The sequence below is a fragment of the Acinetobacter sp. 789_lipA genome (assembly GCF_058242845.1).
Genome location: NZ_JBZAYS010000001.1, coordinates 2,068,453 through 2,094,581 on the forward strand (window position 1 = coordinate 2,068,453; position 26,129 = coordinate 2,094,581).

18 protein-coding genes and 6 tRNA genes are annotated in these 26,129 nt (G+C 41.9%); 16 read left to right on the forward strand and 8 right to left on the reverse strand.

What is annotated here, in order from left to right; genetic code table 11:
- Positions 1–130: 130 nt before the first annotated feature.
- The gene (locus AC4CUZ_RS10095; RefSeq protein WP_078388918.1) at positions 131–1,003 is read right to left on the reverse strand and encodes an ATP-binding protein; all 873 of its coding nucleotides are present in this window, start codon (positions 1,001–1,003) and stop codon (positions 131–133) included.
- A 204-nt stretch (positions 1,004–1,207) separates the two neighbouring features.
- Here AC4CUZ_RS10095 and AC4CUZ_RS10100 point away from each other — a divergent pair, with 204 nt between their 5' ends.
- The 8 genes from AC4CUZ_RS10100 (at position 1,208) to AC4CUZ_RS10135 (ending at position 4,438) form a co-directional block, all read left to right on the forward strand.
- A complete protein-coding gene (locus AC4CUZ_RS10100) occupies positions 1,208–2,719 on the forward strand; it encodes a DUF3336 domain-containing protein (protein WP_490748062.1) in 1,512 nt (503 codons plus the stop codon).
- The gene (locus AC4CUZ_RS10105) at positions 2,694–3,518 is read left to right on the forward strand and encodes a serine/threonine-protein kinase (RefSeq protein WP_279743549.1); all 825 of its coding nucleotides are present in this window, start codon (positions 2,694–2,696) and stop codon (positions 3,516–3,518) included. The genes AC4CUZ_RS10100 and AC4CUZ_RS10105 overlap by 26 nt, the downstream gene beginning before the upstream one ends.
- Before the next feature lie 107 nt (positions 3,519–3,625).
- Positions 3,626–3,710: transfer RNA gene (locus AC4CUZ_RS10110), tRNA-Leu, on the forward strand.
- A 35-nt stretch (positions 3,711–3,745) separates the two neighbouring features.
- Positions 3,746–3,819 (forward strand) — tRNA-Trp (locus tag AC4CUZ_RS10115).
- 33 nt (positions 3,820–3,852) lie between these two features.
- Positions 3,853–3,937: transfer RNA gene (locus tag AC4CUZ_RS10120), tRNA-Leu, on the forward strand.
- A 189-nt stretch (positions 3,938–4,126) separates the two neighbouring features.
- Positions 4,127–4,211: transfer RNA gene (locus tag AC4CUZ_RS10125), tRNA-Leu, on the forward strand.
- 35 nt (positions 4,212–4,246) lie between these two features.
- Positions 4,247–4,320: transfer RNA gene (locus AC4CUZ_RS10130), tRNA-Trp, on the forward strand.
- 33 nt (positions 4,321–4,353) lie between these two features.
- A tRNA-Leu gene (locus AC4CUZ_RS10135) sits at positions 4,354–4,438 on the forward strand.
- Between the two features lie 129 nt (positions 4,439–4,567).
- Here the strand turns inward: AC4CUZ_RS10135 and AC4CUZ_RS10140 are convergent.
- The 3 genes from AC4CUZ_RS10140 to ahpC form a co-directional block, all read right to left on the reverse strand.
- A complete protein-coding gene (locus tag AC4CUZ_RS10140) occupies positions 4,568–4,771 on the reverse strand; it encodes a hypothetical protein (protein WP_004696295.1) in 204 nt (67 codons plus the stop codon).
- A gap of 490 nt (positions 4,772–5,261) precedes the next feature.
- Positions 5,262–5,993, reverse strand: a complete 732-nt coding sequence (gene gloB, locus AC4CUZ_RS10145) for a hydroxyacylglutathione hydrolase (protein WP_419380798.1) — start codon at positions 5,991–5,993, stop codon at positions 5,262–5,264.
- A gap of 204 nt (positions 5,994–6,197) precedes the next feature.
- The gene (ahpC, locus tag AC4CUZ_RS10150; protein WP_004982189.1) at positions 6,198–6,761 is read right to left on the reverse strand and encodes an alkyl hydroperoxide reductase subunit C; all 564 of its coding nucleotides are present in this window, start codon (positions 6,759–6,761) and stop codon (positions 6,198–6,200) included.
- A gap of 344 nt (positions 6,762–7,105) precedes the next feature.
- Between ahpC and hrpA the strand changes: the two genes are divergently transcribed.
- From hrpA to AC4CUZ_RS10165, 3 genes are read left to right on the forward strand one after another with little or no spacing between them, the layout of a single operon-like run.
- Positions 7,106–11,044 (forward strand): ATP-dependent RNA helicase HrpA, encoded by a 3,939-nt coding sequence (hrpA, locus tag AC4CUZ_RS10155; protein ID WP_490748063.1) that lies wholly within the window; start codon positions 7,106–7,108, stop codon positions 11,042–11,044.
- Positions 11,045–11,074: 30 nt separating this feature from the next.
- On the forward strand, positions 11,075–12,187 hold the full coding sequence (locus AC4CUZ_RS10160) for a beta-ketoacyl-ACP synthase III (RefSeq protein ID WP_004696303.1): 1,113 nt from the start codon (positions 11,075–11,077) through the stop codon (positions 12,185–12,187).
- 6 nt (positions 12,188–12,193) lie between these two features.
- Positions 12,194–12,967, forward strand: a complete 774-nt coding sequence (locus AC4CUZ_RS10165) for a 1-acyl-sn-glycerol-3-phosphate acyltransferase (protein ID WP_490747558.1) — start codon at positions 12,194–12,196, stop codon at positions 12,965–12,967.
- Between the two features lie 23 nt (positions 12,968–12,990).
- On the opposite strand, the gene AC4CUZ_RS10170 is transcribed toward AC4CUZ_RS10165, so the two are convergent.
- The 4 genes from AC4CUZ_RS10170 to AC4CUZ_RS10185 form a co-directional block, all read right to left on the reverse strand.
- On the reverse strand, positions 12,991–13,269 hold the full coding sequence (locus tag AC4CUZ_RS10170; protein WP_004696307.1) for a hypothetical protein: 279 nt from the start codon (positions 13,267–13,269) through the stop codon (positions 12,991–12,993).
- Positions 13,270–13,555: 286 nt separating this feature from the next.
- A protein-coding gene (locus tag AC4CUZ_RS10175; protein WP_085947913.1) for an IS4-like element ISAba1 family transposase occupies positions 13,556–14,646 on the reverse strand; the annotation gives its coding sequence in 2 pieces (ribosomal slippage) (positions 13,556–14,106 and positions 14,106–14,646; 1,092 coding nt in all).
- A gap of 82 nt (positions 14,647–14,728) precedes the next feature.
- Positions 14,729–15,724, reverse strand: a complete 996-nt coding sequence (locus AC4CUZ_RS10180; protein WP_490747559.1) for an ABC transporter substrate-binding protein — start codon at positions 15,722–15,724, stop codon at positions 14,729–14,731.
- Between the two features lie 3 nt (positions 15,725–15,727).
- The gene (locus tag AC4CUZ_RS10185) at positions 15,728–16,315 is read right to left on the reverse strand and encodes an ANTAR domain-containing response regulator (protein ID WP_004696311.1); all 588 of its coding nucleotides are present in this window, start codon (positions 16,313–16,315) and stop codon (positions 15,728–15,730) included.
- A gap of 612 nt (positions 16,316–16,927) precedes the next feature.
- On the opposite strand from AC4CUZ_RS10185, the gene AC4CUZ_RS10190 reads away from it, so the two are divergent.
- The 5 genes from AC4CUZ_RS10190 (at position 16,928) to mobA (ending at position 26,083) form a co-directional block, all read left to right on the forward strand.
- Positions 16,928–18,277, forward strand: a complete 1,350-nt coding sequence (locus AC4CUZ_RS10190; protein ID WP_058869915.1) for an MFS transporter — start codon at positions 16,928–16,930, stop codon at positions 18,275–18,277.
- A 65-nt stretch (positions 18,278–18,342) separates the two neighbouring features.
- Complete coding sequence (gene nirB, locus AC4CUZ_RS10195; protein WP_490747560.1) at positions 18,343–20,889, forward strand: nitrite reductase large subunit NirB; 2,547 nt, start codon at positions 18,343–18,345, stop codon at positions 20,887–20,889.
- Positions 20,890–20,981: 92 nt separating this feature from the next.
- Positions 20,982–22,592 (forward strand): nitrite reductase small subunit NirD, encoded by a 1,611-nt coding sequence (gene nirD, locus AC4CUZ_RS10200; protein WP_490748064.1) that lies wholly within the window; start codon positions 20,982–20,984, stop codon positions 22,590–22,592.
- Positions 22,593–22,667: 75 nt separating this feature from the next.
- Complete coding sequence (locus tag AC4CUZ_RS10205; RefSeq protein ID WP_490747561.1) at positions 22,668–25,460, forward strand: molybdopterin-dependent oxidoreductase; 2,793 nt, start codon at positions 22,668–22,670, stop codon at positions 25,458–25,460.
- Positions 25,457–26,083 (forward strand): molybdenum cofactor guanylyltransferase, encoded by a 627-nt coding sequence (gene mobA / locus AC4CUZ_RS10210; protein WP_125273474.1) that lies wholly within the window; start codon positions 25,457–25,459, stop codon positions 26,081–26,083. The genes AC4CUZ_RS10205 and mobA overlap by 4 nt, the downstream gene beginning before the upstream one ends.
- The last annotated feature ends 46 nt before the right edge of the window (positions 26,084–26,129 follow it).

Below are 26,129 nucleotides of genomic sequence, written 5' to 3' on the forward strand. Positions count from 1 at the left end.
CTCATTTTTTCAAAGAAATAACCCAAATTCTAATGCGGAATTTGGGTTATTTCTTTGATCAGACTGAACTATTAAATATAAAAATAATTTAAATAAAATAGATGCTTAAACGCCGATCAGTATTTTTATACTAAAGCTGCTTTAATTGTTGTGAACCGACCCAGTGTTTAGAAAATTGATACGCTGCACGTCCAGAGCGTTGTCCACGCGCCTGACACCAACGAAGCGCTTCGGCTCGTACTATATCGTCCATGGCGATTTGAGCTTTTGCTAAGTAGTGCTGCACAATGTCCAAATATAAGTTTTGATCCATTGGATAAAAAGACAGCCATAATCCAAAACGATCAGAGAGTGAAATTTTTTCTTCAATCGCTTCTTGTGGATGTAGTTCAGTGTACTGCGGTACGTCGACTCGAGTCACAGGCGTGTTTTCATGCATAAACTCAGGCAGCAAATGACGACGGTTACTGGTGGCATAAATAATAAAATTGCTTGAACCTGACTGCAAAGAGCCATCTAGCACACTTTTTAAACTGCGATAGTTTTCATCTTCGGCGTTAAAAGCCAAGTCATCACAATACACAATAAACTTTTCAGGGCGCTCTGCAATTAGCTTTTGAATTTCAGGCAGTTCGGATAAATCATCACGTTCAATTTCAATCAGCCTTAAGCCTTGCTCTGCGTATTCCGTTAATAAAGCACGCACAATAGAGGACTTGCCTGTCCCGCGAGAGCCTGTAAGCAGGACGTCATTGGCAGGTAAACCATTAAGAAACTGTTCTGTATTTTGCAGTACTTTTTCTTTTTGACGCTCAATGCCTTTTAAATCATTTAATTCGATTCGTTTGAGCTGGCGAATCGCTTTTAATTCGCCATTTTCCCATTTAAAGGCAATCGCTGAAAAATCAGGTGCTTGTTTAACTTCTGGTAGGCTTTGCTGTAGTTGTTGGAGTACAGTCGATAGTGCTTCTAAGATATTGTTCGGTAGGTCAATGGTCGCCATGATTAATCAGCTTATAATTACACTTGTCGTCGATCTTAACATCCGATCTAGTCGTATCAAACCCTTAACGTGGTGCAGATTTGCCAATTTTAGGCTTGAAATGGCAATTGTAATGCTCACATAATTTGCACATAGTCAGTTAGACTGACGGTTGAACATGTCAGTGAAATTTTAGGAAAACAAAAAAAGTGGGTGAGTATGAATATGTTGTTTAAAGATTTCACACGGGAAATCAACCCGCACCAAGCCTATCGAATCAAAAAACTGAAAAACCAATTGGCTCAGGCAGAGAACTATACTGAGTGGAAAAGCATTGCACTTAGAATTGATGAAGAGTCAGGGGCGCAAGAGTGGAAGTATGACAACTGTTCACCTTATTTCGATGCAGAAGTGATTACCCATCGTTTGGGGTTGTTGAAGCGTTATCGCCAACAAAAGCGTACGACCGATTTAATGTACCTACTACGTGAAGGTCTGAGTTACGACATTGCCAATATCGCTCACCCCATGTTGTTTACTGCAACCTATGTCGGCACCAAAAAAATTATTGAAGACTATATTGAAGAAGTCAGTTTGGGTTTAGCGTTTGTAGCATCTACGGATTGCCAGTGTTTGGATAAACAGCAAAAAATTGAATTTTTTCAGCACTGTCAAAAAGCCTTTGGGCAACCGGCCATGATGTTTTCAGGCGGTGCAACATTAGGGTTGTTTCATACAGGTGTGTGTAAAGCTTTGCTTGAGCAAGACCTGATGCCGAAAGTGCTGTCTGGTTCAAGTGCAGGTGCCATTATGACAGCGATGTTGGGGCGAGCGACGCCTGCAGAAATGCTGAGCATCTTAAATGGTGAAAACTTTTTTACCGATGCTTTTCAATTTCGAGGCTTTCGTGAGGTCTTAAAGGGCAATGGTGGCTTAGCGGATGTAAAGCATTTAAAAAACTTTTTAATTGCAAATTTGGGTGACGTTACATTTGAAGAGGCCTTTAAGCAGTCAGGCTTGTATAACAATGTCGCAGTTGCGCCTTATGATGCCTCACAAAATCCGCGCATTATGAATACCTTTACTTCACCTGACTTATTGGTGTGGAGTGCTGTGCTCGCATCTTGTGCAGTGCCGATTCTATTTCCGCCAGTCAAGCTCACCAGTAAACGACATGATGGCTTATATACTCCCTATATGTCTTCTACTCGCTGGGTTGATGGCAGCGTGCGTAGCGATTTCCCGCAGGAAAAAATGGCGCGTTTATATAATTTAAACTACACCATTGCCAGTCAAGTGAACCCGCATGTGGTGCCATTTATGCAGTCGGATGAAGCACGGTTTCGTAAAGATATGTTGAGCTGGCCTGAACGAATTGTACGCAGACAAGGCAAAGTGATTAGTAAAGGGGTGATGGACTTTGCCCGTGAGCGTGTGGGGATGATTCCACCGATCCGCCGTTTACTGGATCATGGTTATGGCGTGGTCGATCAGCGTTATTATGGCGATGTGAACATTGTGGGGAAATATGGCCTGCGCCATTATAGTTATATGCTGCAAAATCCAAGACCACACTTGTTTAAGCTCTTACAACGTGAAGGTGAACGTGCAACTTGGCCAAAAATCTCAATGATTGAAACACATGCCCGTGTTGGGAAAACTATACAACATTGTTTAGAGGTCTTAACTGCATTGGATACGGCAGAGATGAATGAATCCAAATTCTTGGCAGTTTAATCGTCAAGAATTAAATGCTCTCGCGATGTCGCTTCATACTCCGACTCAGCGTTTGGGTTGGGGGCGAAGGCTTTATCGCTTTGAAGTTGCAGGGCAGGGGTATTGGTTAAAGTATCAGTCACTATCAGAGCATGCGGCGTTAATTAACGGCTTTGACGCTGAACTTAGTTTTTATCAACATGCACTTGCGATGCTGCAACTGCCGAAGTTCTTGCCTGAAGTGCAAATCCTTGAAAATTTTGAGTTTCACTCAGAGCAGGTGAAAGTCGCACTCATCTTAAAAAATGTTCCATCATTACTTATGGCGAATCCCCGTCAGTTAAGTCGAGATCATGTCATTCATATCATTTTTAAAATGCTGAATGCTGTTGAAGAATTACATCAGATGGGTTGGATTCATGCTGACTTAAAACCTTCGCATTTTTTGTTAAACGGTTCTACATGTAAGTTAATTGATTTTGAGCAGAGCCAAAGAATTGGTGAAATAAGCTGTCAAAAGGCTCTAACGGCGACACCGCGCTATATGGCACCCGAATTATTTCATGGTGAAGCAAACACCGTACAAACAGACCTGTATGCACTCGGGATCATTCTACTTGAGTGGTTGACTGATCGACGTTTGCAGGCATCAAGCTACCAAGATTGGGCGTATTTACACTGTCAGTTTTTGAAGATAGCGCTTCCAGAACCTTTTCAGGGTTTTAGTCCACTTTTACAGGGACTTTTAGCTAAGCAAAAAAGCCAAAGATGGCAAAATACCATGGCTGCAAAACGATGCTTAATGACTGAAATTGAATGAGAAAAAGTCAAGTATATGATTTTTGTTTCTTATTTAATCAAATGAGTGTGTTTTTCTTAAAAATTGCTTGTCATGCGAAAATGATCCCTATAGTATACACAGCCATTGGGGACGTGGCGAAATTGGTAGACGCACTGGATTTAGGTTCCAGCGCCGCAAGGTGTGAGAGTTCGAGTCTCTCCGTCCCCACCATAAATCATTTGAATTAAGATGGTTTATAAGGCAATAGAGGATTGGTGTAATGGTAGCATGACGGTCTCCAAAACCGTTCGTCAAGGTTCGAATCCTTGATCCTCTGCCAACTTAAAGTCTAACGCAAAGTTAGCACCCTGATGGGGACGTGGCGAAATTGGTAGACGCACTGGATTTAGGTTCCAGCGCCGCAAGGTGTGAGAGTTCGAGTCTCTCCGTCCCCACCATCAGTAATGAAGCAAGGTATTAAGCCTTGCTTTTTTATTGCCTAAAATTTAGTAAAGAGCTGAATAGCCTTTTTATATAGATAGAGCATAAAAATAGATTCAACTGCCGATTTTATGACAGAAAAGCGGGTGATTGCTTATAAAAGCGCTTGTCATATAGTGTCTATCGCTATAATATACACAGCCATTGGGGACGTGGCGAAATTGGTAGACGCACTGGATTTAGGTTCCAGCGCCGCAAGGTGTGAGAGTTCGAGTCTCTCCGTCCCCACCATAAATCATTTGAATTAAGATGGTTTATAAGGCAATAGAGGATTGGTGTAATGGTAGCATGACGGTCTCCAAAACCGTTCGTCAAGGTTCGAATCCTTGATCCTCTGCCAACTTAAAGTCTAACGCAAAGTTAGCACCCTGATGGGGACGTGGCGAAATTGGTAGACGCACTGGATTTAGGTTCCAGCGCCGCAAGGTGTGAGAGTTCGAGTCTCTCCGTCCCCACCATCAGTAATGAAGCAAGGTATTAAGCCTTGCTTTTTTATTGCCTAAAATTTAATAGATGATTCATATATAAAAAAAGCCCCTTTAAGGGGCTAAATTTTGATTCATCACGCGAAGTAAGTATGGAGCAATTTAAGCTTTCAAATGGTCTTCGAATTCTTCACCGAGCTGCATGGCCAAGTTATTGCCCGCTAGGTCGCAAGTCACCAGTCCATATTCTTTTTTAAAGCTAAAAGTAAAGCCACGGTTGTCTGCTAAAGTTTTAACTGAATAACCTAATTTCTCTAGCCAAATACGAAAGGCGATGAGGTTTTTTGCTTTCACTACTTTTTTCACGAAGATATTCCTTTTTCACTGATAAATTATTAATAGGGATATTTCACGCTTTTTTAAAGGGGATTTTTTTATATATTTTTGTTTTTGTCTCATTTTAAAGCAATCTAAACTAAGGCGAAAACGTATAGAAAGCATAAACGATAGTTTTTCATTGTTTAAAATAATTTTATCATGATGAAAAATAATAATATTTTGAGATGAGTCTCAATACAATGGAATTATGTGCGTTCGTGATAGAAAAGTATTTTATCATAAATAGAAATGTAATGATTTTTTTCAAAGGCTGGGTCTTTTGTGACAGTATTTTCAAACAGCCTTGCTCGTGATCATTCGATTCAGGCATCGTGTGGCTTGAAACTGCATTGGTTGAAATTTTGAGAGCTCAAAGGTTAAGGGTAGAAGCCCCAACTGATCGTTTTAACTCAATAGAAGCATACATACATAATAGGAGACTGCGTTCGTTAGCAGTCTCTAGAAGGGGGGAAGCCAATTAAAATTGATCCTTCAGATCACGTAGTCTTTTAAACTCTTCCACATTTTCTGTACGTAAAAAAGGATTGGTTTCAAGTTCGATTTCAATACTGCTAGGAAGGGTACATTGACCCAAATAGCGCATGGTTTCCACACGGTCTAAGCGTTCTTGAATGGCGATATTATCTGGTTCGACATGGTTGGCAAACTTCGCGTTAGAGAGCGTGTATTCGTGCGTACAATAGACTTTGGTTTCGGCAGGCAAAGCTGCTAAACGATTGAGCGAATGGTACATCTGCTCATGTGTACCTTCAAACACTCGCCCACAGCCCATAGCAAACAGAGTGTCACCGCAAAATAAAGTCTGGATAGATTCAATAAAGTACACAATATGGCCCAGTGTGTGGCCAGGAACTGCTAAAACATCGATATGTAAATCATGAAATGAGAAATAGTCATCATCCATCAATGCATGGGTGATGAATGGAATTTTAGATAATTCCTCACGTGGCCCATACACAGGAATATTCCGACTCGCAATCAGGTCAGCGACACCGCCAATATGGTCTTTATGCCAATGAGTAAGCCAAATTTGAGCAATGCTTAAGCCATGTTCAGTGCAATAATCTTCAACTAATCCAGCCTCAGTTGGATCAACCACCACGACTTGCTTTGATGAGGTGTGTTCCAGTAGCCAAATATAGTTTTGGAGTTGGTTTTTCACATCAATCATATGAACTTGATAAGTCATTTTTCTTCTTCAAAGAGCTGCATGTATTCATTCTACTGTAGCGGGTACACGCACTGAATTCCAGTCATGAATTATGTGTAACGCATAAAGGATAGCTCTTTCTTATTCTGTATTTTTCTCTTTCTTGTCATATTGTGCTGTTATCTTGGACATAAAAAACCACGCTAAAAAGCGTGGTTTTTTATGTGTTCAATCTAATTTAGATTAGATTTTACCTACTAGGTCGATTGAAGGAGCAAGAGTTGCTTCGCCTTCTTTCCATTTAGCTGGGCAAACTTCACCTGGGTGAGCGTGCACATATTGAGCTGCTTTAACTTTACGAAGTAATTCTTGAGCATCACGGCCAATACCACCAGCGTTGATTTCAACGATTTGGATTTTACCTTCTGGATCGATTACGAAAGTACCACGGTCAGCAAGACCAGCAGCTTCGATTAGAACGTCGAAGTTTTTAGAAAGAGTCCACGTTGGATCGCCGATTAATGGGTATTGGATTTTACCAATAACTTCAGAAGTGTCGTGCCAAGCTTTGTGAGTGAAGTGAGTGTCAGTAGAAACACCGTAGATTTCCACGCCTAATTTTTGGAATTCAGCGTAGTTGTCAGCAAGGTCACCAAGTTCAGTTGGGCAAACGAAAGTGAAGTCAGCTGGGTAGAAGAATACTACAGACCATTTGCCTTTAAGATCTGCTTCAGTTACGTCAACAAATTGACCGTTGTGATATGCAGTAGCTGCGAATGGTTTTACTTCAGTATTAATCAAGCTCATCATTGTCTCCATGATTGGGGTTTGTATTTAATGTTGAATAGGGTATCGAAATTTTTGTTATTGCTGAAACAGTATTTTTACATTACAAGAATCGGAAAAACCGAATCTTACTCCAGACTATTTCAGCGAATGTGATCATTCTGTTCATTTAGCATGATAAATATGATGACTAAATGACAAAATCATCTATTCCGCAACTCGTTTACAGACATGATGTCCCTAGGCTTAAAATTCAAGGGGATATTTGAAAAAAAGTTAAAATTAAAAAATTATGCTGTACTTTCGCTTCGCTGTATTACCACGTAAACTAAGCGATTGATGTTTTTGATGTGGGTATTCTTTCTGTGCAGCGTCCTTTAAATATAGAGCAATTGGTGATGGTCAAAGACCGTCATCGTTTAAACCGACTCAAAAAAGGAAAAGATGCCAACGAAAAGCAATATCAAGCATTATTTGAACAGTCGCATTTAAAAGTTCTAGAGCGTATTGAACGCATTCCGAATATTAAACTGAATCAAGACCTGCCTGTTACGCAGTATGCAGATAAGTTAATTGATGCCATTCAAGAGCATCAAGTGATTATCGTTGCAGGGGAAACAGGTTCAGGTAAAACCACACAGCTACCGCAAATTGCGATGCTAGCAGGTCGGGGTTTAACCGGTCTGATTGGTCATACGCAGCCACGTCGTTTGGCTGCACGTAGTGTCTCCCAGCGTATTGCTGAAGAAGTTGGTGAGAAACTTGGCGAGTCAATTTCCTTTAAAGTTCGTTTTAATGAACAAGGATCGCAGGATTCTATTGTCCGTTTAATGACGGATGGTATTTTGCTGGCAGAGTTGGCCAATGACCGTTATCTCAATAAATACGACACCATTATTATCGATGAAGCGCATGAGCGTTCGCTCAATATCGACTTTATCATGGGGTATCTCAAACAGCTTTTGCCTCGCCGTAAAGATTTAAAAGTCATCATCACTTCAGCAACTTTAGATGTAAACCGTTTTAGTCAGTACTTTAACAATGCGCCTATTTTTGAAGTAGAAGGTCGTAGCTTTCCAGTCGAACTACGTTATCGCCCAGTCTCTGAGATGAGCATTGTCGGTAGTGATGATGATGAGTTTGATGACTTTGAAGAAAATCTACCTCGTGCTGTCGTGCAAGCTGTAGAGGAATGTTTTCGGGATGCACAAGAAAAAGGCCATCCTGAATATGCCGATACTTTAATTTTTGCCAGTACCGAACAAGAGATTCGTGAATTACAAGAAACTTTGCAAAAGCATGGGCCGCGACATACAGAAATTTTACCTTTATATGCGCGTTTGGCCTTGGCTGAACAACAAAAAATCTTTAATCCATCAGGTGGTGGGCGACGCATTATTATCGCCACCAACGTTGCAGAAACAGCGCTGACTGTACCCAATATTCGTTATGTGATTGACAGTGGTTTTGCGCGTATTTCTCGCTATAACTATCGTTCACGCGTACAGCGTTTACCGATTGAAGCGGTTTCGCAAGCAGCGGCAAATCAGCGTAAAGGCCGTTGTGGTCGTATTGCCCCAGGTGTATGTATTCGTTTGTATTCTGAGGAAGACTTTCAAAGCCGCCCTGAGTTTACCGAACCCGAAATTAAGCGAACGAACTTAGCTTCAGTTATTTTGCAGATGCAAAGTTTAGGGCTGGGTGCTTTAGAAGATTTTGATTTTATTGAGCCGCCAGATCATCGGTTAGTCAACGATGGTCGTAAGTTGTTGGTTGAACTTGGGGCTATGATGGAGAAAGGTAAAGCCCCTCTTTTGCAAAGAGGGGTTGGGGGAGATTCATCTGAAGTCAATCCCCCTCAATCCCCCTTTTCCAAAGGGGGAGGTAAAGGAGATTTAACCAAAATTGGTCAACAAATGGCCAAAATGCCAATTGATCCACGTTTGGCCCGTATGATTTTGGGTGGGGCACATTTTGGAGTGTTGAATGAAGTCTTGGTGATTGTTGCTGCTTTGGCCGTACAAGACCCACGTGAACGCCCTGCGGATAAACAAATGCAGGCAGATCAAAAACATGCGTTGTTCCGTGAAGCCGATTCTGACTTTTTATTTTATATCAAACTTTGGGAAGCGCTGGTTGCCAACCGAGACATGAGTGAAAACAAACGCCGTACTTTTGCGCGTAATCACTTTTTAAGTTGGTTGCGTTTACGTGAATGGAAGAAAACTCATGAGCAATTGGTCGATTTAGCAAAAGGCTTAAAGCTGTCTTTTAATGAGAAAAAAGCCAGTTATGAAAATTTACACCGTGCGCTTTTAACAGGTTTGTTGTCTTTTATTGCCAATAAAACCGATGAACGCAATGTGTTTATGGCGGTACGTCAGCAAAAGGCCCGCATTTTTCCAGCATCTACTTTACATAAGACCAATACGCCTTGGGTCATGGCTTTTGAGATGGTAGAAACCTCACAGGTCTACATTCGTACACTGGCAAAAATTGAACCTGAGTGGATTTTGCTTGCAGCAGGTGATTTGCTGAAGCACCATTACTTTGAGCCGCACTGGTCGAAAAAAGCAGGTGTGGTCAATGCCTATGACCAAATTTCACTATTTGGCTTAATTATTGAGCCGAAACGTCAAATCAACTATGAAAAAGTCGACCATGTTGCAGCACATGAAATTTTCCTTCGAGATGCACTGACGACAGGACATTTAGGCATTACGCCACCATTTTTAAAACACAACCTGCTTAAACTTGAAGAAGTAGAGCGGGTCGAAGATAAGCTACGCCGCCGTGATTTGGTGGTGGATGAAGAGACTATTTACCAGTTTTATGCGGCTAAAGTTCCTGAAGAGGTGGCAAGCCGTCGTAGTTTTGAAGACTGGCGCGCTACGGTTGAACCGCAAAACCCACGTTATTTATTTATCGATGATGATGCGCTGTGGATGAACGACCGTCCAACCACACAACAATTTCCCGATTTTTTACGCAATGGCGAACTGCGCCTAGCAGCCAGTTACCGTTTTGATCCAAGCCATGACGAAGATGGTGCAACAGTGAAAATTCCGTTGCAAGCCTTGCCTCAGGTGGATGAAAACTTGTGGTCGTGGGGCATTCCCGGCTGGCGTCAGGATTTAATGGAAGCCTTACTCAAGGCGCTGCCTAAAGATAAACGTCGTCATTTGGTGCCTATCCCTGATACGGCTGCAAAGCTAATGGCGAAAGTAGATGCGATGCATTTGCAACAGCATATTTTTAGCTTTTTAGCCTTCCAGTTGCGTGGCGAACAAATCACTGAAAAAGACTTTAGCTTTGAGCGGATTGAACAATATCTATTGTCATTGATTAAGGTGATAGATGACAAAGGCCGTGTGATTGAACAAGGTCGTGACTTGTCTGAGTTAAAAGCGCGCTGTCGAACAGAAACTCATAGTCCAGTCAAACAGCTCAAAGGTGAGTTCCAAACTTTTCCTGAAAATTTTGTGTTTGAAGCATCACAAAAAGTGACGGGTGTGGTGGTGAAGCAGTATCAAGCTTTAGTCCCGACCAAGGCCTTTGCTGCACTGGAACAAAAGGATGAGTCTGGTGTGGTGATTCAGACCTTTAATGATCAAGCTGAGGCGATTAAACAGCACCGTGAGGGTGTACTCCGTTTGGTGCATATACAACTGGGGGATTTGGTCCGTCAGTTGAAAAAGCAAATTTCCAAACCGTTGGCATTGGCGTATTCACCTTTGGGCGATAAGGCGCAGTTGGAGCAAATGTTAGTTTATGCCACACTGCAAATGTCGATCAATGAACTGCCTGTCAACGCACAAGAGTTTGAAAACTTGGTTGTAAATGTCAAAAAAACTTTTCTGACCCATGGGCAAAAAGCACTGGCAGATGTGACAGAGATCTATATTCAATGGCAGGATATACGTCGAAAACTGTTGGTCTTAGATGATGCAGTGTTTGGGAAAAATATTGATGATGTTGAAGATCAGCTAGATTTGATGTGCTTATCAAACTTTGTTTACGTAAAATCTTCCGACATTTGGCTTGAATTTCCTCGATATTTGAAAGCATTGGTCTTGCGTTTGGAGCGCCTGCCCAATAACCTACAGAGGGATAATTCTGCCATTGATCAAGTTGACCCGTGGATGGAAAAATTATTTAAGTTTAAAAATGACACTCGCCTTAAAGAATTGTATTTCATGGTTGAGGAGTTTCGGATTTCTTTATTCTCTCAACCGATGAAAACAAAGATGCCCATTTCTCCGACTCGCTTGCAAAAAGTATGGGAAAAACTTGGAATCAGTTAAGATATAGGTAATTTAAAGAAGGAGTTTTACATGGGCATCCGCATTACAGGTACGGGTCTTTATCATCCTGAAGACATCATTACCAATGAAGAGTTAGTTGAAAGTTTAAATGCTTATGTGGAACAGTATAACCTAGACAATGCTGACAAAATTGCTTCGGGCGAGTTGGAAGCCCGTCGTGGGTCAAGCGCAGAGTTTATTGAAAAAGCATCTGGTGTAAAACGTCGTTATGTGGTTGAGAAAACAGGGATCTTAGATCCGAAGCGTTTACGTCCATTGTTACATGAGCGTTCAAATGATGAACTCTCGATTCAAGCCGAATGGGGCGTGATCGCTGCAAAACAAGCGATGGAAAATGCAGGCGTAACTGCAGAAGATATCGATGTGGTAATTTTATCGTGCTCTAATTTACAGCGTGCTTATCCAGCTGTTGCAATTGAAATCCAAACAGCATTGGGTATTCAAGGCTATGCCTACGACATGAATGTGGCATGTTCGGCCGCAACCTTTGGCATTAAACAAGCCTATGATGCGATCAAAGCGGGCGGACGCCGTGTATTATTGGTGAATGTAGAAATCACCTCTGGTCATACCGACTACCGTTCACGTGATTGCCACTTTATCTTTGGTGATGTTGCAACGGCTTCAATCATTGAAGAAACCGACAGCAAAACTGGTTTTGAAATTGAAGACATTAACTTATTCACACAGTTTTCAAATAACATCCGCAATAACTTTGGTTTCCTAAACTTAAGTGAAGTCGATGCAGACATTGAAAATAATCGTTTCGCTCAAGACGGTCGTAAAGTGTTCAAAGAGGTTTGTCCACTGGTTGCCAAAATGATTACAGCTCAACTTGAGAAAAACAATATTGCACCGACTGATGTGAAGCGTTTTTGGTTACACCAAGCCAATGCCAGCATGAATGAACTGATTCTGAAACTGGTCGTAGGCAAAGAAAATGCTCAGCCTGATTTAGTGCCGATCATTTTAGATGAGTTTGCAAATACCTCTTCAGCAGGTGTCATTATTGCGTTGCACCGCACAGCAGACCAAGTCAATGATGGTGAATACGGTGTTTTGTGTTCATTTGGCGCGGGTTACTCTGTTGGTGCTGTGCTTGTGAAAAAACACGTCGCATAAGCCCGTATGTTGCAGGTTGAGCATGATGCAAAATGGATTAAACGCCTGAGTGCTTTATCCAAGGTCTATTTCACACCGACATTTATCGGTGCTGAACATTTAGATGCATCACAACCTGCAATGTATGTAGGAAATCATTCTATGTATGGTGTGCTTGATTCACCTATGTTGATTGATTATCTCTACAATGAGCATCAAGTGGCTGTGGTCAGTATTGCTGATCATAGCCACTTTTATTTGCCACTGTGGCGCAGTGTGGTGAAAAAATTTGGTGCGGTTGATGGTATTCCAGCCTATGTGCGTGAAGCCATGCAACAAGGCTATTCCATTTTGGTTTTTCCTGGTGGCGGACGCGAAGTTCTAAAACGTGAGGGTGAACAGTACCAACTGATTTGGAAACAGCGCTACGGCTTTTTAAAGCTCGCTCAAGAATTTGGCTATGACATTGTACCCTTTGCCGCTTTGGGTGGAGATGAAGTCTTTGATATAGGTTTTGATGCAAATAAAGTGGTTCAGCACCAATATTTTCAAAAGTTGCTACAAGTGCCGCAGTTAAGTCGCTTGCTACGTAAAGGGGAGGTGATTCCATCTTTACCGAAACATTTGATTCCGAAACGCTTGCCTTTTTATTTTAAGTTTATGCCCAGACAAAGTTTGATGCATATTGAAAACCTAGAACAGTTACAGCAGTTCCGAGACCTGATTGCAGCAGAAATGTATACTGGGCTTGCAGACTTAAGAGTATTGCGTCAACAGCAACATGGTGACCGATTTGATTGAGCATTTACAGGCGTAAACTCGGCTTAGTCTTCCTGTAAATCTTTCAACAAATGTGCAATTTTTAAAGTATGGGTCTTATTCCCTTTAACTTCCATAACCTTATTTTCCACCCACCATAAATATTCAAAAATTTCAGTTTCACTGGCTTGTTCACAAATGAACCGAAATAAACTGGGTAAGTATTCCTCATATTCATCTTGTAGTGCAGGATTACGATAGATCCGCAGCGGATCCCAGTCTTTAATCAGTATTTTGTTAATCGCATGTAATAAAGAAACATGTCGATTTTCCTCGGTAAACATAATACACCCCGCTGTCCTTGGGTTAGTTTGACGTTTAAAAAAGAAGTGGTGATGAATATTATTTATCTATTGTTTTCATATTTTAAAAGATCTTAGCGTGCTTTTCGCATGAGTAAATAGCGTGCTCAGATAAGTGGAAGCTAAAGAAAAATATCTAGTAAAGTGGCAGTAAAGTTAGATCGCAGATTTACTTCAAAATATTTTTCAGAATAAATGTTTTAAAATGGTGCGTAATTACGTATCAAGTAACATATAGTAATAATTTAAACTCTGTACACGACAAATTTCACAGAACCCTTATCCTATCAGGATTCTGCCTTCTTAAAATTGCCAAAATTTCCTTAAACTCTTCTTTTTTCCCAAAACCAATTAAACGCTGAATCGCCATTTGAACATAGTCTAAACCATAGCGAAATAAACTCATTGAGAGTCGTCCATGCTTCTTTATTTTTATCGCTTTTTTTTGATCATGTTGCCATTCACCCGTTAAGTAACACCAACAGAAGCTTATAGCTAACACCGCAATCAATTTTTTCACTCGTCTAGGGTCTGTCAAGCGCGTATTTTCAAGATTAAACCCGCGTCCTTTGAGACAACTGAATAAGGTTTCAATTTCCCAGCGTAATGCATAATCCTGAATAGCATTGGCATTAAACTGAGGAGAAACGACGAGTAAAAGCTCTCCATTTTCTAACTGTAGTGCACTTATATATAGTTTCACCCGACCAACCAAAATCCGTCGTTTACGACATTCAATTTGACCAACTTTAAGATGGCGAAATAAATCACTAATTTTATGATTCTTTCCTAAATGATTGGTGACAATGAAGTTTTTTTAACACGAATGCAGAAGTTGATGTCTTGTTCAATTAACCATGTAAACCACTGCTCACCGATAAACTCTCTGTCTGCGAACACATTCACAATACGGTCTTTACCAAAAATGGCTATAAAGCGTTGAATCAAAGCAATACGCTCTTTCGTATCTGAATTTCCACGTTTATTAAGCAATGTCCAAAGGATAGGTATCGCTATTCCACGATAAACGATTGCGAGCATCAGGATATTAATATTTCGTTTTCCCCATTTCCAATTGGTTCTATCTAAAGTCAGTTGCACTTGGTCGAATGAAAACATATTGAAAATCAACTGAGAAATTTGACGATAATCAAAATACTGACCTGCAAAGAAGCGCTGCATACGTCGATAAAATGATTGTGGTAAGCACTTGATGGGCAAGGCTTTAGATGCAGAAGAAAGATTACATGTTTGCTTTAAAATAATCACAAGCATGATGAGCGCAAAGCACTTTAAATGTGACTTGTTCCATTTTAGAGATTTGTTTAAGATAAGATATAACTCATTGAGATGTGTCATAGTATTCGTCGTTAGAAAACAATTATTGTGACATTATTTCAATGAGTTATCTATTTTTGTCGTGTACAAAGTAATTTAAAAATCAAGTATTTGTTTGAAGGACGCAATTTTCACTAATACCGCGAATTTCATCACTATCTAAATTTATATCATCCCATTTTTGCATTTGCTGTGTGAGCCAAACAAAATCCGAAACTTGCGGCTGGGCTTGTTCGGGAATAAAACCACGAATGATGTTCTGAATCAGGTGATATTTTTCGACGTGAACACTTGCTGAACATGCAAAGCGAATGATGTTGTAATCGACCAAGACTTGCCAAACAGGTTCAAGATCCTGCATTTGTTTAAGTTCAACTTGTGCTTTTTGGATGGCTTGGGCGAGGGCTGCAAGTGTATTGGGATTGGATATAGCCCATTCTTGAGTCACAGCCAGTACTTTGTCTGCGACGCGAGGAATAATGTCTGAGCCAGTCGCAATGATTTGGCTATAGCCTTGAATTTCCGCTTGTGTGTTCCAAGGTTCCCCAACACAAAAACCATCGATCAATTGATTTGAAATGGCTTCCACCATATAGGGCGGCGGTAAAGTGCGGAGATGTACACGTTTGGCAAATTCAGGATTGGCCAATGCCAACCACTCACGTAAACAATAATGATGAATAGACTGCTTAAACACATGGGCAATCGGAAGATACTGTTCATGCTGCATGGCACTAAAGAATTTCTGTGCAGTGGTGGCTGCATCGTCAGTTTTTTTGATATCAAGCGCGTAGCATAGTTTTTGGCTTAAGCTGATAAAAGCACTGTTATAACTTAAGACAAGAGGGGTTTGTAGCGGAATGCCGAGTTGATCTTGAGCGAGTGCGGCAGCAGGCAACATGGCAGACAAACAATGTGCAGCGTCTAGGAAACCAAAAGCCAAACGATCTCTTAAACTTGCCCAAGACGCTTCTTTCACTAAGCTTACGTCTAAGCCTACTTCCTCAAAAAAACCGCGTTGTTTAGCCCAGAGTAAAGCAACACAGTCTAAAAGTGGAATATAGCCCAGATGAAGTTGTGACTTTTCGAGTTGAGCCATGACTTAGTCCTTGAGTTGAGATTGTAAAAGCTGTTGAGCATCCAACAGACGTCTTGCCATTTCGCCGATGGTCATACGGTGGCTCATGGCATTTTTACGCAGCAATTGAAAGGCATCGTCTTCAGATAGTCCATGTAATTGCATCAGTAAGACTTTCGCACGCTCTACATCTTTACGATCGGCGAGTTTATTTTTAGTGTCTTGTAAGTCTGTGAGCAACTTTTTGTGTTTACGAAACTGCTCGATCGAGATTTCTAAAATATTTTCTAACTTTGAAGGATCGATCCCATCCACAATATAAGCTGTTACCCCAGCATCTATGGCACTTTTAATGGTGTCTTTATGGCTATTTTTAGTAAATAAAACAGTGGGTAGATTAAATTGACTTACACAGCTTTCAATAATGTCACGTTGCGGATGGTCCATATCTAACAAAATGACGTCAGCACTTAATTGTTCAAGACGGCTAATATTGATGTGATCGATAATCAGGCAGGCAACCACATCAAAATCATGTTCGATGAGGGAACTTCGAATATATTGTGCGCGTTCTTGATTGTCATCAATCAATGCAATTTTCAGTTTAGGCATACTGTACAGTGCTCAGGAAAACCTGAAAATGAGATCTAAAAGTGTACAAGCAATTTAAATGCCAAACTTAACAAATGCCAGCTTTATCTCGGATTAGGCAGTCAATCTTTATGGTCGCGATTACAGACAAAGTATGCATGTTGCATATGTTGTGATCGGAGTTTTCATGAAAGAGTTTACGGATATGGATTCAGTAAATTGAAGTGTTGATGTTCACAGTCGATTTGTACATCTAAGGGAGAACTTCTAGATGTCGTGCTTAGAACAAAGCAATGTCGTTTATTTGAGAAAGCAGATGCTCATCGATAATGCAAAATGCACCAAGAGGTAGCAGGGTTTTAAAAAGTCGGAAAAATTAGCTGTTGTGCTTTAAAAATAAAAAGAGCTGACTATATCGAATTATAAGATTGTTTTTTAAATAAATTTTTAAAAAACAATATGTTGTTATTTAATTATAAATATTGGCACACTCGTTGCATTATCCTTAATGAGTCAAAGACGACTCTAAATCAAATTTGTAAGACGGCCAACGACGTCCGTTCTGATCGCTTCTACATCCCAAGAGTTTGTGCTGTAGAAAAACTATACGCTCAGTTCAGTCTGGAGAAGGTTATGTCTTCAAATTTACATGCTAAAAAAGCAACAAAAATAAGTCTTTTCAGTTTTAACGGCGCAGCAATGAGAGCCTTCCACATGAGTTGGCTCGCCTTTTTTGTCTGCTTCTTTGCTTGGTTCGCTTGTGCTCCGCTGATGCCAGTGATCGCGGGTGAATTTCATTTAACCAAAGATCAAATTGCCAATATTAATATTGCGGCCGTAGCCATCACCATTTTAGTTCGTCTTATTGTGGGGCCGCTGTGTGATAAATACGGCCCGCGTAAAACCTATACCGCACTTCTAGTACTCGGCAGCATTCCAGTCTTTGGAGTCGCGTCTGCAAATAGCTATGAATCCTTCTTGTTCTTCCGTCTATTGATTGGTGCGATTGGGGCGAGCTTTGTCATTACTCAGTATCACACCAGCATAATGTTTGCGCCAAACGTAGTCGGGACTGCAAATGCAGCGACAGCAGGTTGGGGGAATGCAGGCGGTGGTGCAACACAAGTACTTATGCCATTGATGCTCGGTGCCTTGGTGATGTTTGGTGTAGAGCAAGCGATGGGCTGGAGAATTGCACTGATTGTTCCGGGTGTCCTGATGCTGATCGTGGGTTTGATGTACTGGAAATTTACTCAAGATTGTCCACAAGGCAACTTCAAAGAACTTCGTGCAGAGGGCGTCAGTGTTGGTTCAGATAAAAAAGGTGGTGTAGCGATTCTGATGCATGCTGCGAAAAACTACCGTGTTTGGATTCTATTTGGTGCCTATGCCGCGTGTTTCGGGATCGAAATCTTTATTCATAACATTGTCGCGATGTACTACGTCGACCATTTTAGCTTTGGTTTAAAAGAAGCAGGGATGGCGGCAGGTATTTTCGGTTTACTGGCATTGTTCGCTCGTGCTCTGGGCGGCATTGTGTCAGACAAAGTCGCAACCAAAAAAGGGCTTGATGGTCGTACCAAAGTGTTGTTTGGCATGATTTTGCTGGAAGGCCTTTTCCTCGTCCTATTCTCTCAAATGAATACCCCTATCTTTGCGATACTCGCAATGACAGTCTTCGCATTGTTCACGCACATGGCATGTGGTGCAACTTATGCTTTGGTACCTTTTATTGATCGTGATGCCTTAGGCGGTGTGGCAGGCATCATTGGTGCAGGGGGTAACGTTGGTGCAGTGGCAGCAGGTTTCCTACTCAAAGGTATGTTGGATATTCAAACCACACTGATGATTTTAGGTGGCTTGGTGGTCATCGCTGCAAGTTTTGTCCTGATGATTCGGTTCTCTGTTGAGCATAAAGAAAAGGAACAGCGCTTATTCGAACAAGCAGTACATGATCGTAGCATTGCTGAAGCGCAAAACTAAATAAAGAGATTAAACCCAAGCCTCAAGGCTCAGGCAGAACAAATGAAATATTGCGGAGAAAGAATATGAAAATCATCATGATTGGTCATGGCATGGTTGGCCACAAATTTATCGAATCAGTACTCGAACATGTGGGTGATGATGTTGAAATTACCATCTTGGCCGAAGAACCGCGCTTGGCTTATGACCGCGTACATTTGACTGAATATTTCAGTGGTAAATCAGTAAAGGATTTAACCCTTTGTCGTGCAGATTTTGCTGATGCTTATGGCATAGATTTACGTTTAAACACCAAAGCGGTTGCAATTGATCAAAGTCATAAAACGGTGACGACGAATCATGGTGATGTTCTTAGTTTTGACAAATTAATCTTGGCAACAGGTTCATACGCTTTTGTTCCGCCTATTTCGGGCAATGACCGTGAAAACTGCTTTGTCTACCGAACCATTGACGACTTAGATGCGATTCGTGCTGCAAGTCTTAATGCGAAATCGGGTGTGGTGATTGGTGGCGGTTTACTGGGCCTAGAAGCCGCTAAGGCGCTACGGGATTTGAACTTGGAAACCCATGTGGTTGAGTTTGCACCGCGTCTCATGGCAGTCCAAATTGATGACTTGGGCGGAAAGGTTCTACGTGCAAAAATTGAAAACTTAGGCGTAAAAGTCCATACCCAAAAAGCAACTTCATCGATTGAGGAAGGTACTGCAACTAAGCATGTGATGAAATTTGGAGATGGTTCTGAGCTTGAAACAGACATCATTTTGTTCTCAGCGGGTATTCGCCCACGTGATGAGTTGGCACGTCAAAGCGGTTTAACGCTTGGAGAGCGTGGCGGGATCACGATTAATGATTATTGCCAAACGTCAAATCCAGATATTTATGCCATTGGTGAATGTGCACTGTGGCAAAACAAAATTTATGGTCTGGTGGCACCGGGCTATGACATGGCACGTATTGCAGCAAAACATGTCACTGAACAAGCTTGTGCTGAATTTGCGGGTGCAGACATGAGCACCAAGTTGAAACTGATGGGCGTTGATGTTGCTTCGGTCGGTGATGCACATGCGATGACACCGAATGCACTCAGTTATTTCTATGCTGACGAAGATACACAAGTTTATAAAAAAATCGTGGTGAACGGCGAAAAGACCAAGTTACTTGGCGCAGTTTTAGTGGGCTGTGCAAAAGAGTACAACGACTTACTACAAATGATGCTGAATGGTTTAGCGCTTCCAGAAAATCCTGAAAGTTTAATCATGCCGGGTTATGCACAAGCCTCAAGTAAATCGGGCGGCAGTGGTGTAGATTTGCTACCGGACAGTGCAACCATTTGTTCATGTAATAACGTGTCCAAATCTGATATTTGTAGCGCGATTGCGGATGGTTCAACTTCATTAGGCGCTTTGAAAAAATGCACCAAAGCTGCAACGGCTTGTGGCGGATGTGCAGCGCTGGTTACACAAGTTTTAAAATCTGAATTACAACGCCAAGGCGTGACCGTGAATAACCACATTTGTGAGCACTTTGCCTATTCACGTCAAGAGCTGTATCACTTGGTACGGGTCAATGAAATCAAAACATTTGATGACCTGATTCAACAACATGGCCATGGTTTGGGCTGTGATATTTGTAAGCCAACAGCAGCCAATATTTTAGCATCGTGTTGGAATGACTTTGTTTTGAAACCAAGCCATGCAGGTCTACAAGATAGTAATGATTACTACCTAGGCAATATTCAAAAAGATGGTTCTTATTCTGTAGTTCCACGGATGGCAGGTGGTGAAGTGACGCCTGACGGCTTAATTGCTGTGGGGCAAATTGCTAAAGAATATGGTTTATATACCAAGCTCACTGGTGGGCAACGTGTCGATATGTTTGGCGCGCAAATTCACCAACTTCCTGAAATTTGGGAAAAGCTCATCGCGGCGGGCTTTGAGTCAGGCCATGCTTATGGGAAATCGCTGCGTACAGTGAAGTCTTGTGTCGGCAGCACATGGTGTCGTTACGGTGTGGATGACTCGGTGGGTTTAGCTATTTTCCTAGAGAACCGCTACAAAGGACTGCGCTCACCGCACAAATTAAAAATGGCTGTTTCAGGCTGTACCCGTGAATGTGCCGAAGCACAAAGTAAAGATGTCGGTGTGATTGCCACTGAAAAAGGCTGGAATCTGTATGTCTGCGGTAATGGCGGGATGAAGCCTCGCCATGCCGAGTTATTGGCTTCAGACCTAGATACCCAAACTTTAATTAAGTATATCGACCGATTCTTTATGTTCTATGTGCAAACCGCAGACCGTTTACAACGAACTTCGGTATGGCGCGACAACATGGAAGGAGGTTTAGATTATCTCAAAGATGTGGTTGTGCATGATTCTTTAGGTCTAGCTGCTGAACTGGAACGTCGTATGAGCCATGTGGTGGGTACTTATCAAGATGAATGGCGTACAGCTGTCGAAGACCCAGAAGTACGTAAACGCTTCGTGACCTTTATCAATGCCAAAGCTGAGCAACAACAAGATCCACATATTCAGTTTGCAGAAGTTCGTGGCCAGATTCGACCTAAAACTACGGCTGAACGAGATCGTAGCCGTATTCCAGTGGTTGAAGCTTAAATTAGGGTATTCAAACTTCTTTCTTCAGCACTCTCTCAAAAGCAAAGCTAGAGGGGGCTAAATGAATGAAAAAGTTTAAAAGGATCAAGATGATGACAATTTTAAAAGAAATGAATGAGCTAGATTGGGTTGATGTCTGTGCGCTAGATGATCTAACACCAAATACAGGCGTAGGTGCACTTATTGAAAATCAGCAAATTGCTATTTTTCGTGTCGGTGCTGAAAAGCGGGTATATGCCTTGAGTAACCAAGACCCATTTAGCCAAGCTTTTGTGATGTCGCGCGGCATTATTGGTGATTTGCAAGGTGAGCGTGTGGTGGCATCCCCGATTTATAAACAGCATTTTAGTTTAGCCACAGGACGCTGTTTGGAAGATAAAGATCAAAAACTATTGGTTTTTCCAAGCAAAATTGAAAATGGCCGAGTGTGGATTAGTCCGACACCACAAAAAACTTATATCACCAACACAGGTGCATCTCAGGAAAAAATGAAGCTGGTGCTGGTTGGCAATGGCTTAGCGGGCATGCGTTGTTTGGAAGATTTACTCGACATGGCACCAGACCGTTATGAAGTGACGGTGATTGGTGAAGAGCCTTGGGGAAACTACAACCGTATTATGTTATCGCCAGTGTTGTCAGGAGATAAAACCATTGACGACATCATGTTGCATCCACATGCATGGTATAGCGACAAAGGAATTCGTTTCATTGCGGGTGATCCTGCGGTACGTATAGACCGTCCTCGTAAGCAGGTCTATACCGAAAAAGGCGAAGTGGTCGATTATGATCGTTTGATCCTGGCGACAGGTTCGAAACCGTTTATTCCTCCAATTGCTGGAGCGGATTTGAAAGGTGTCATTAGTTTCCGAGATATCTATGACATCAACACCATGCTGGAATACTGCAAGACCAAGAAAAATGCCGTGGTAATCGGTGGTGGACTGTTGGGACTTGAAGCTGCATATGGCCTCAAACAACGCGGGATGAATGTCACAGTTTTACATCTGATGGATCGCATCATGGAGCGCCAACTAGACAGTAAAGCCAGCCAAATGCTACGCCATAGTATTGAACAAAAGGGTATCTCCATTATCACTGAGGCCAATACTGAAGCATTGGTAGGTGTAGATGGTCATGTCACTCAAATTCGCTTGAAAGACGGTACAGTCCTAGAGGCGGATCTTGTGGTTTTTGCAGTCGGTATTCGTCCGAACATGGCACTTGCACAAAGTGCAGGACTGCGCTGTAACCGTGGTGTGTTGGTGAATGACACCATGCAGACTTTTGACCCAAGTATTTACGCCGTGGGAGAGTGTATTGAACATCGTAGCCAGACTTTTGGCTTGGTTGAGCCACTTTGGGGGCAGGCGTTCATTTGTGCCTCACATTTGGCAGAGCATGGCAGCTTAACGTTCAAAGCACCAACTGTTCCAACACAGTTAAAGGTAAGTGGCTGTGATGTGTTCTCAGCGGGTAATTTTGAACCGAAGGATGACTTTGAAGACATCATTTTAAATGATGAAAAACGTCAGATTTATAAACGCATTATTATTCAAAAGGATAAGGTTGTCGGTGCGGTATTGTTTGGTGATACCGAAGATGGTGTTTGGTATGCAGAACTTATTTCGGATCAAACCCCAATTTCCTCAATTCGAAATAAACTGTTATTTGGTAAAGATTTTGCATTAAAAAAAGCAGGGTAAAACCTTCCACTAACCCCTTCTAAAAAGGAGGGGGTGATTTTAAGTATTTGCCATAGATAAAGGAGCGAAGCAGAAATGAATAGTATCCCTGTAATGGAACTGCATAGCTCCACAGAAAAAATGATTACAACCACGCAAACCACCTGCCCATATTGTGGGGTGGGGTGTGGGGTAACAGCAACTGTTGAAGAAACGGCTTTAGGGCAAAATGTGTCTGTAGTGGGCGATGCTCAGCATCCATCTAATTTCGGAAAGTTGTGCATTAAAGGCAGTAATTTAGCCGACACGGTAGGTTTAGAAACGCGCGTCTTACATCCCATGTTGGGGCGTAAACCGCAACGTGAAGTAAGTTCATGGGATACCGCAACAGATTTAATCGCCAACAAATTTCAACATTATATCGATCAATATGGGCCTGAAAGTATTGCTTTTTATGTCTCAGGTCAACTGCTGACTGAAGACTATTATGTGGTCAATAAATTTGTTAAAGGCTACCTCGGTACGGCCAATATCGACACCAATTCACGGTTGTGTATGTCTTCAGCCGTTGCTGCGCATAAACGCGCTTTTGGGGAAGATGTAGTCCCAGCCAGTTATAGTGATTTTGAGCATACCGATATGGTGGTTTTGGTGGGTTCAAATACCGCATGGTGTCATCCTGTACTGTATCAACGCATCATGAAAGCCAAAGAGGAGCGAGATCTTTTTGTCGTCGTGATTGACCCACGTTTTACAGCCACCTGTGAGGCGGCTGACTTACACTTACCGATTTTACCGGGTCAAGATGTCGCGCTGTTCAATGGTCTATTACAGTATTTAGCAACCAATCATTATACCGATACCGATTTTATTGAAAAGCATACTCAAGGCTTAGAACAAGCGCTGGCAAGCAGTGCTTCTGAAGCATCAATAGCGAGTGTAAGCGAACGGACGGGGATTTCTGTTGAAAAATTAGCACTCTTTTTTGAAAAATTTGCTCAAACAGAAAAAGTGATGAGCTTATTTTCAATGGGGGTGAATCAGTCTTCACGTGGGGTAGACAAAGCCAATAGTATTACCAATTGTCATTTGCTGACTGGCAAAATTGGAAAATTGGGTGCTGCACCTTTTTCCATGACGGGCCAGCCGAATGCAATGGGCGGACGTGAAGTGGGTGGACTTGCCAATATGCTGGCTGCGCATATGGACTTGGATAATCCACAACATCAACAATTGGTTCAGCAGTTTTGGCACAGTCCAACGATTGCCAAGCAAGTGGGTTTAAAGGCTGTCGACCTTTTTGAAGCAGTTGAAAGCGGTAAAATTAAAGCCATTTGGATTATGGCGACCAATCCTGTGGTGAGTTTACCCAATGCCGATCAGGTGAAACGTGCACTAGAGAAATGTGAGTTTGTGGTGGTGTCAGACATTTGTCTAGATACAGATACCACGCAATATGCCGATGTGTTATTGCCTGCATTGGGTTGGGGTGAAAAAGACGGCACGGTGACCAATTCTGAACGCCGTATTTCCAGACAGCGTGCTTTTTTAGACATTCCAGAACAAGCACAAGCGGATTGGTGGTCAGTTTCACAAGTGGCGAAAAAATTAGGGTTTCAGGGTTTTGACTTTGAAAGTAGTCATGACATTTTCAAAGAACATGCCCAGCTCTCAGCTTATCAAAATGCAGAAATTGCTTTACGTTCATCGACTGAAACATTCCGCTATTTCAATTTGGCAGGTCTGACGAATCTTTCATTTGATGACTACCAAGAGCTTGAACCGACGCAATGGCCTGTGCTCGTACCTTTGAAAAATGGCAAAACCAAACCAAACACTTTTGCTCAATTATTTAAAGATGGTCAGTTTAGTCATCCAGATGGTAAAGCCAAGTTTATTGCAACAACAGCAGTTGGTGCAGTGAATCCAATTAGCAGTGAGTATCCATTGGTGCTGAATACAGGACGCATCCGCGATCAATGGCATACCATGACACGTACAGGTTTATCAGCCAATTTAAGTACACATAAAGCAGAACCCTATTGTGAAATTCACCCAAATGATGCCTTGAAATATGGTTTGAAAGAAGGTGAGTTGGTCGAGATCAAATCGGCTTGGGGAAATTGCGTACTGCGTGCCACGGTCAGTGACAATATCCGCCGTGGACAGATTTTTGCACCGATTCACTGGAGTGATCAATTCGCATCAGATGCACGGATTGGTAAAGTGGTGAATCCTGTGGTGGATGCGATTTCGGGAGAACCTGAGTTCAAACATACCCCTGTGATGATTCATCCGTTTTATACGCAATGGCAGGGTGTGTTTTATGTCAGAACGGGCTTTGAACATTTGGTACAACAAAGTATTGAACAAAGCATTTGGTGGACCAAAATCAAAACGTCCAAAGCTATTCGTTATGAGCTGGCAGACCGTCGACGTTTTACGGAAACGACAGAACAACTCAAAGCTTTATTGCCTTTTGATGATGAAAGTTTTGAATGGCTCAATGTAGAAGATCAAACTGCCCATATCAGTCATAGTGTGGTGTTACAAGATGGACACCTTATTGCAAGTCTGTATATTGCGCCCAAAGCCTTATTGCCAGATCGAGACTGGGTGGCAAGTCTGTTTAAGCGCGAACGCTTAAGTGCTATGCATAGGAAAGCTTTATTGGCAGGGCAAGCCATGTCAATAACTAATAGTGATGGCCCACTGGTCTGTAGCTGCTTTAAAGTTGGGAAAAATCGTATTATCGATGTCATTAAAGAAAAAAATATCACCCATGAAAAACAAGTCACTGCATGCTTAAAGGCAGGAGGCAATTGCGGTTCTTGCTTACCTGAAATTCGAGGTCTGATCAAAGCGTGTCAAACGGAGGATGTAGAATGAAAAGAAAAATATTCAAACCCGTGAGTTACCCAGAAACTGAAGTTGTTATTTTGGCGGGTGGTCAGGCGCGCCGTATGAATGGCATCAATAAACTCTTGCAAAAATTTGATGATGAAATTCAACTTATCAAAATTCATCAGCAGTTAAAGTCACGTGCAACCAAGGTATGGGTCAACAGCCATAGGGATCATTCCATTTATGAGCGGTTGATTCCGTCGATTGGCTTTTTTGAAGATGAGGCAACAGGCTTTCAAGGACCCTTGATGGGGATGAAAAGTGCATGGGCACATGTGCAATCAGACTATGTACTGTTCGTACCCTGTGATGTGACTTTTATTCCGAAAAAAGTGTTTTCACGATTACATCAGGCGATGCAACAAGATCCGAACTGTGGTGTCGTTATTGTAGAAATCAATGACCGTGCACTGTATCCGTTTTGTTTGTTAAAACGGAGCAGTCTACCGACATTGATTCAGCACCTTGAACAAAATCAGCGCAGCTTAAGGCAGTGTTTTGCAGATTTGCACCCACAAGTGGCACGATTTAAAAATCATGCACTGTTTTTTCACAGCATTAACTCGTTGGATGAGTTACAACAGCATCGGCAACTCAATTTTTTATAAATACCTCAGATATTGAAGAGAGGAGGTTTGTGTCGAGAGTAGACGA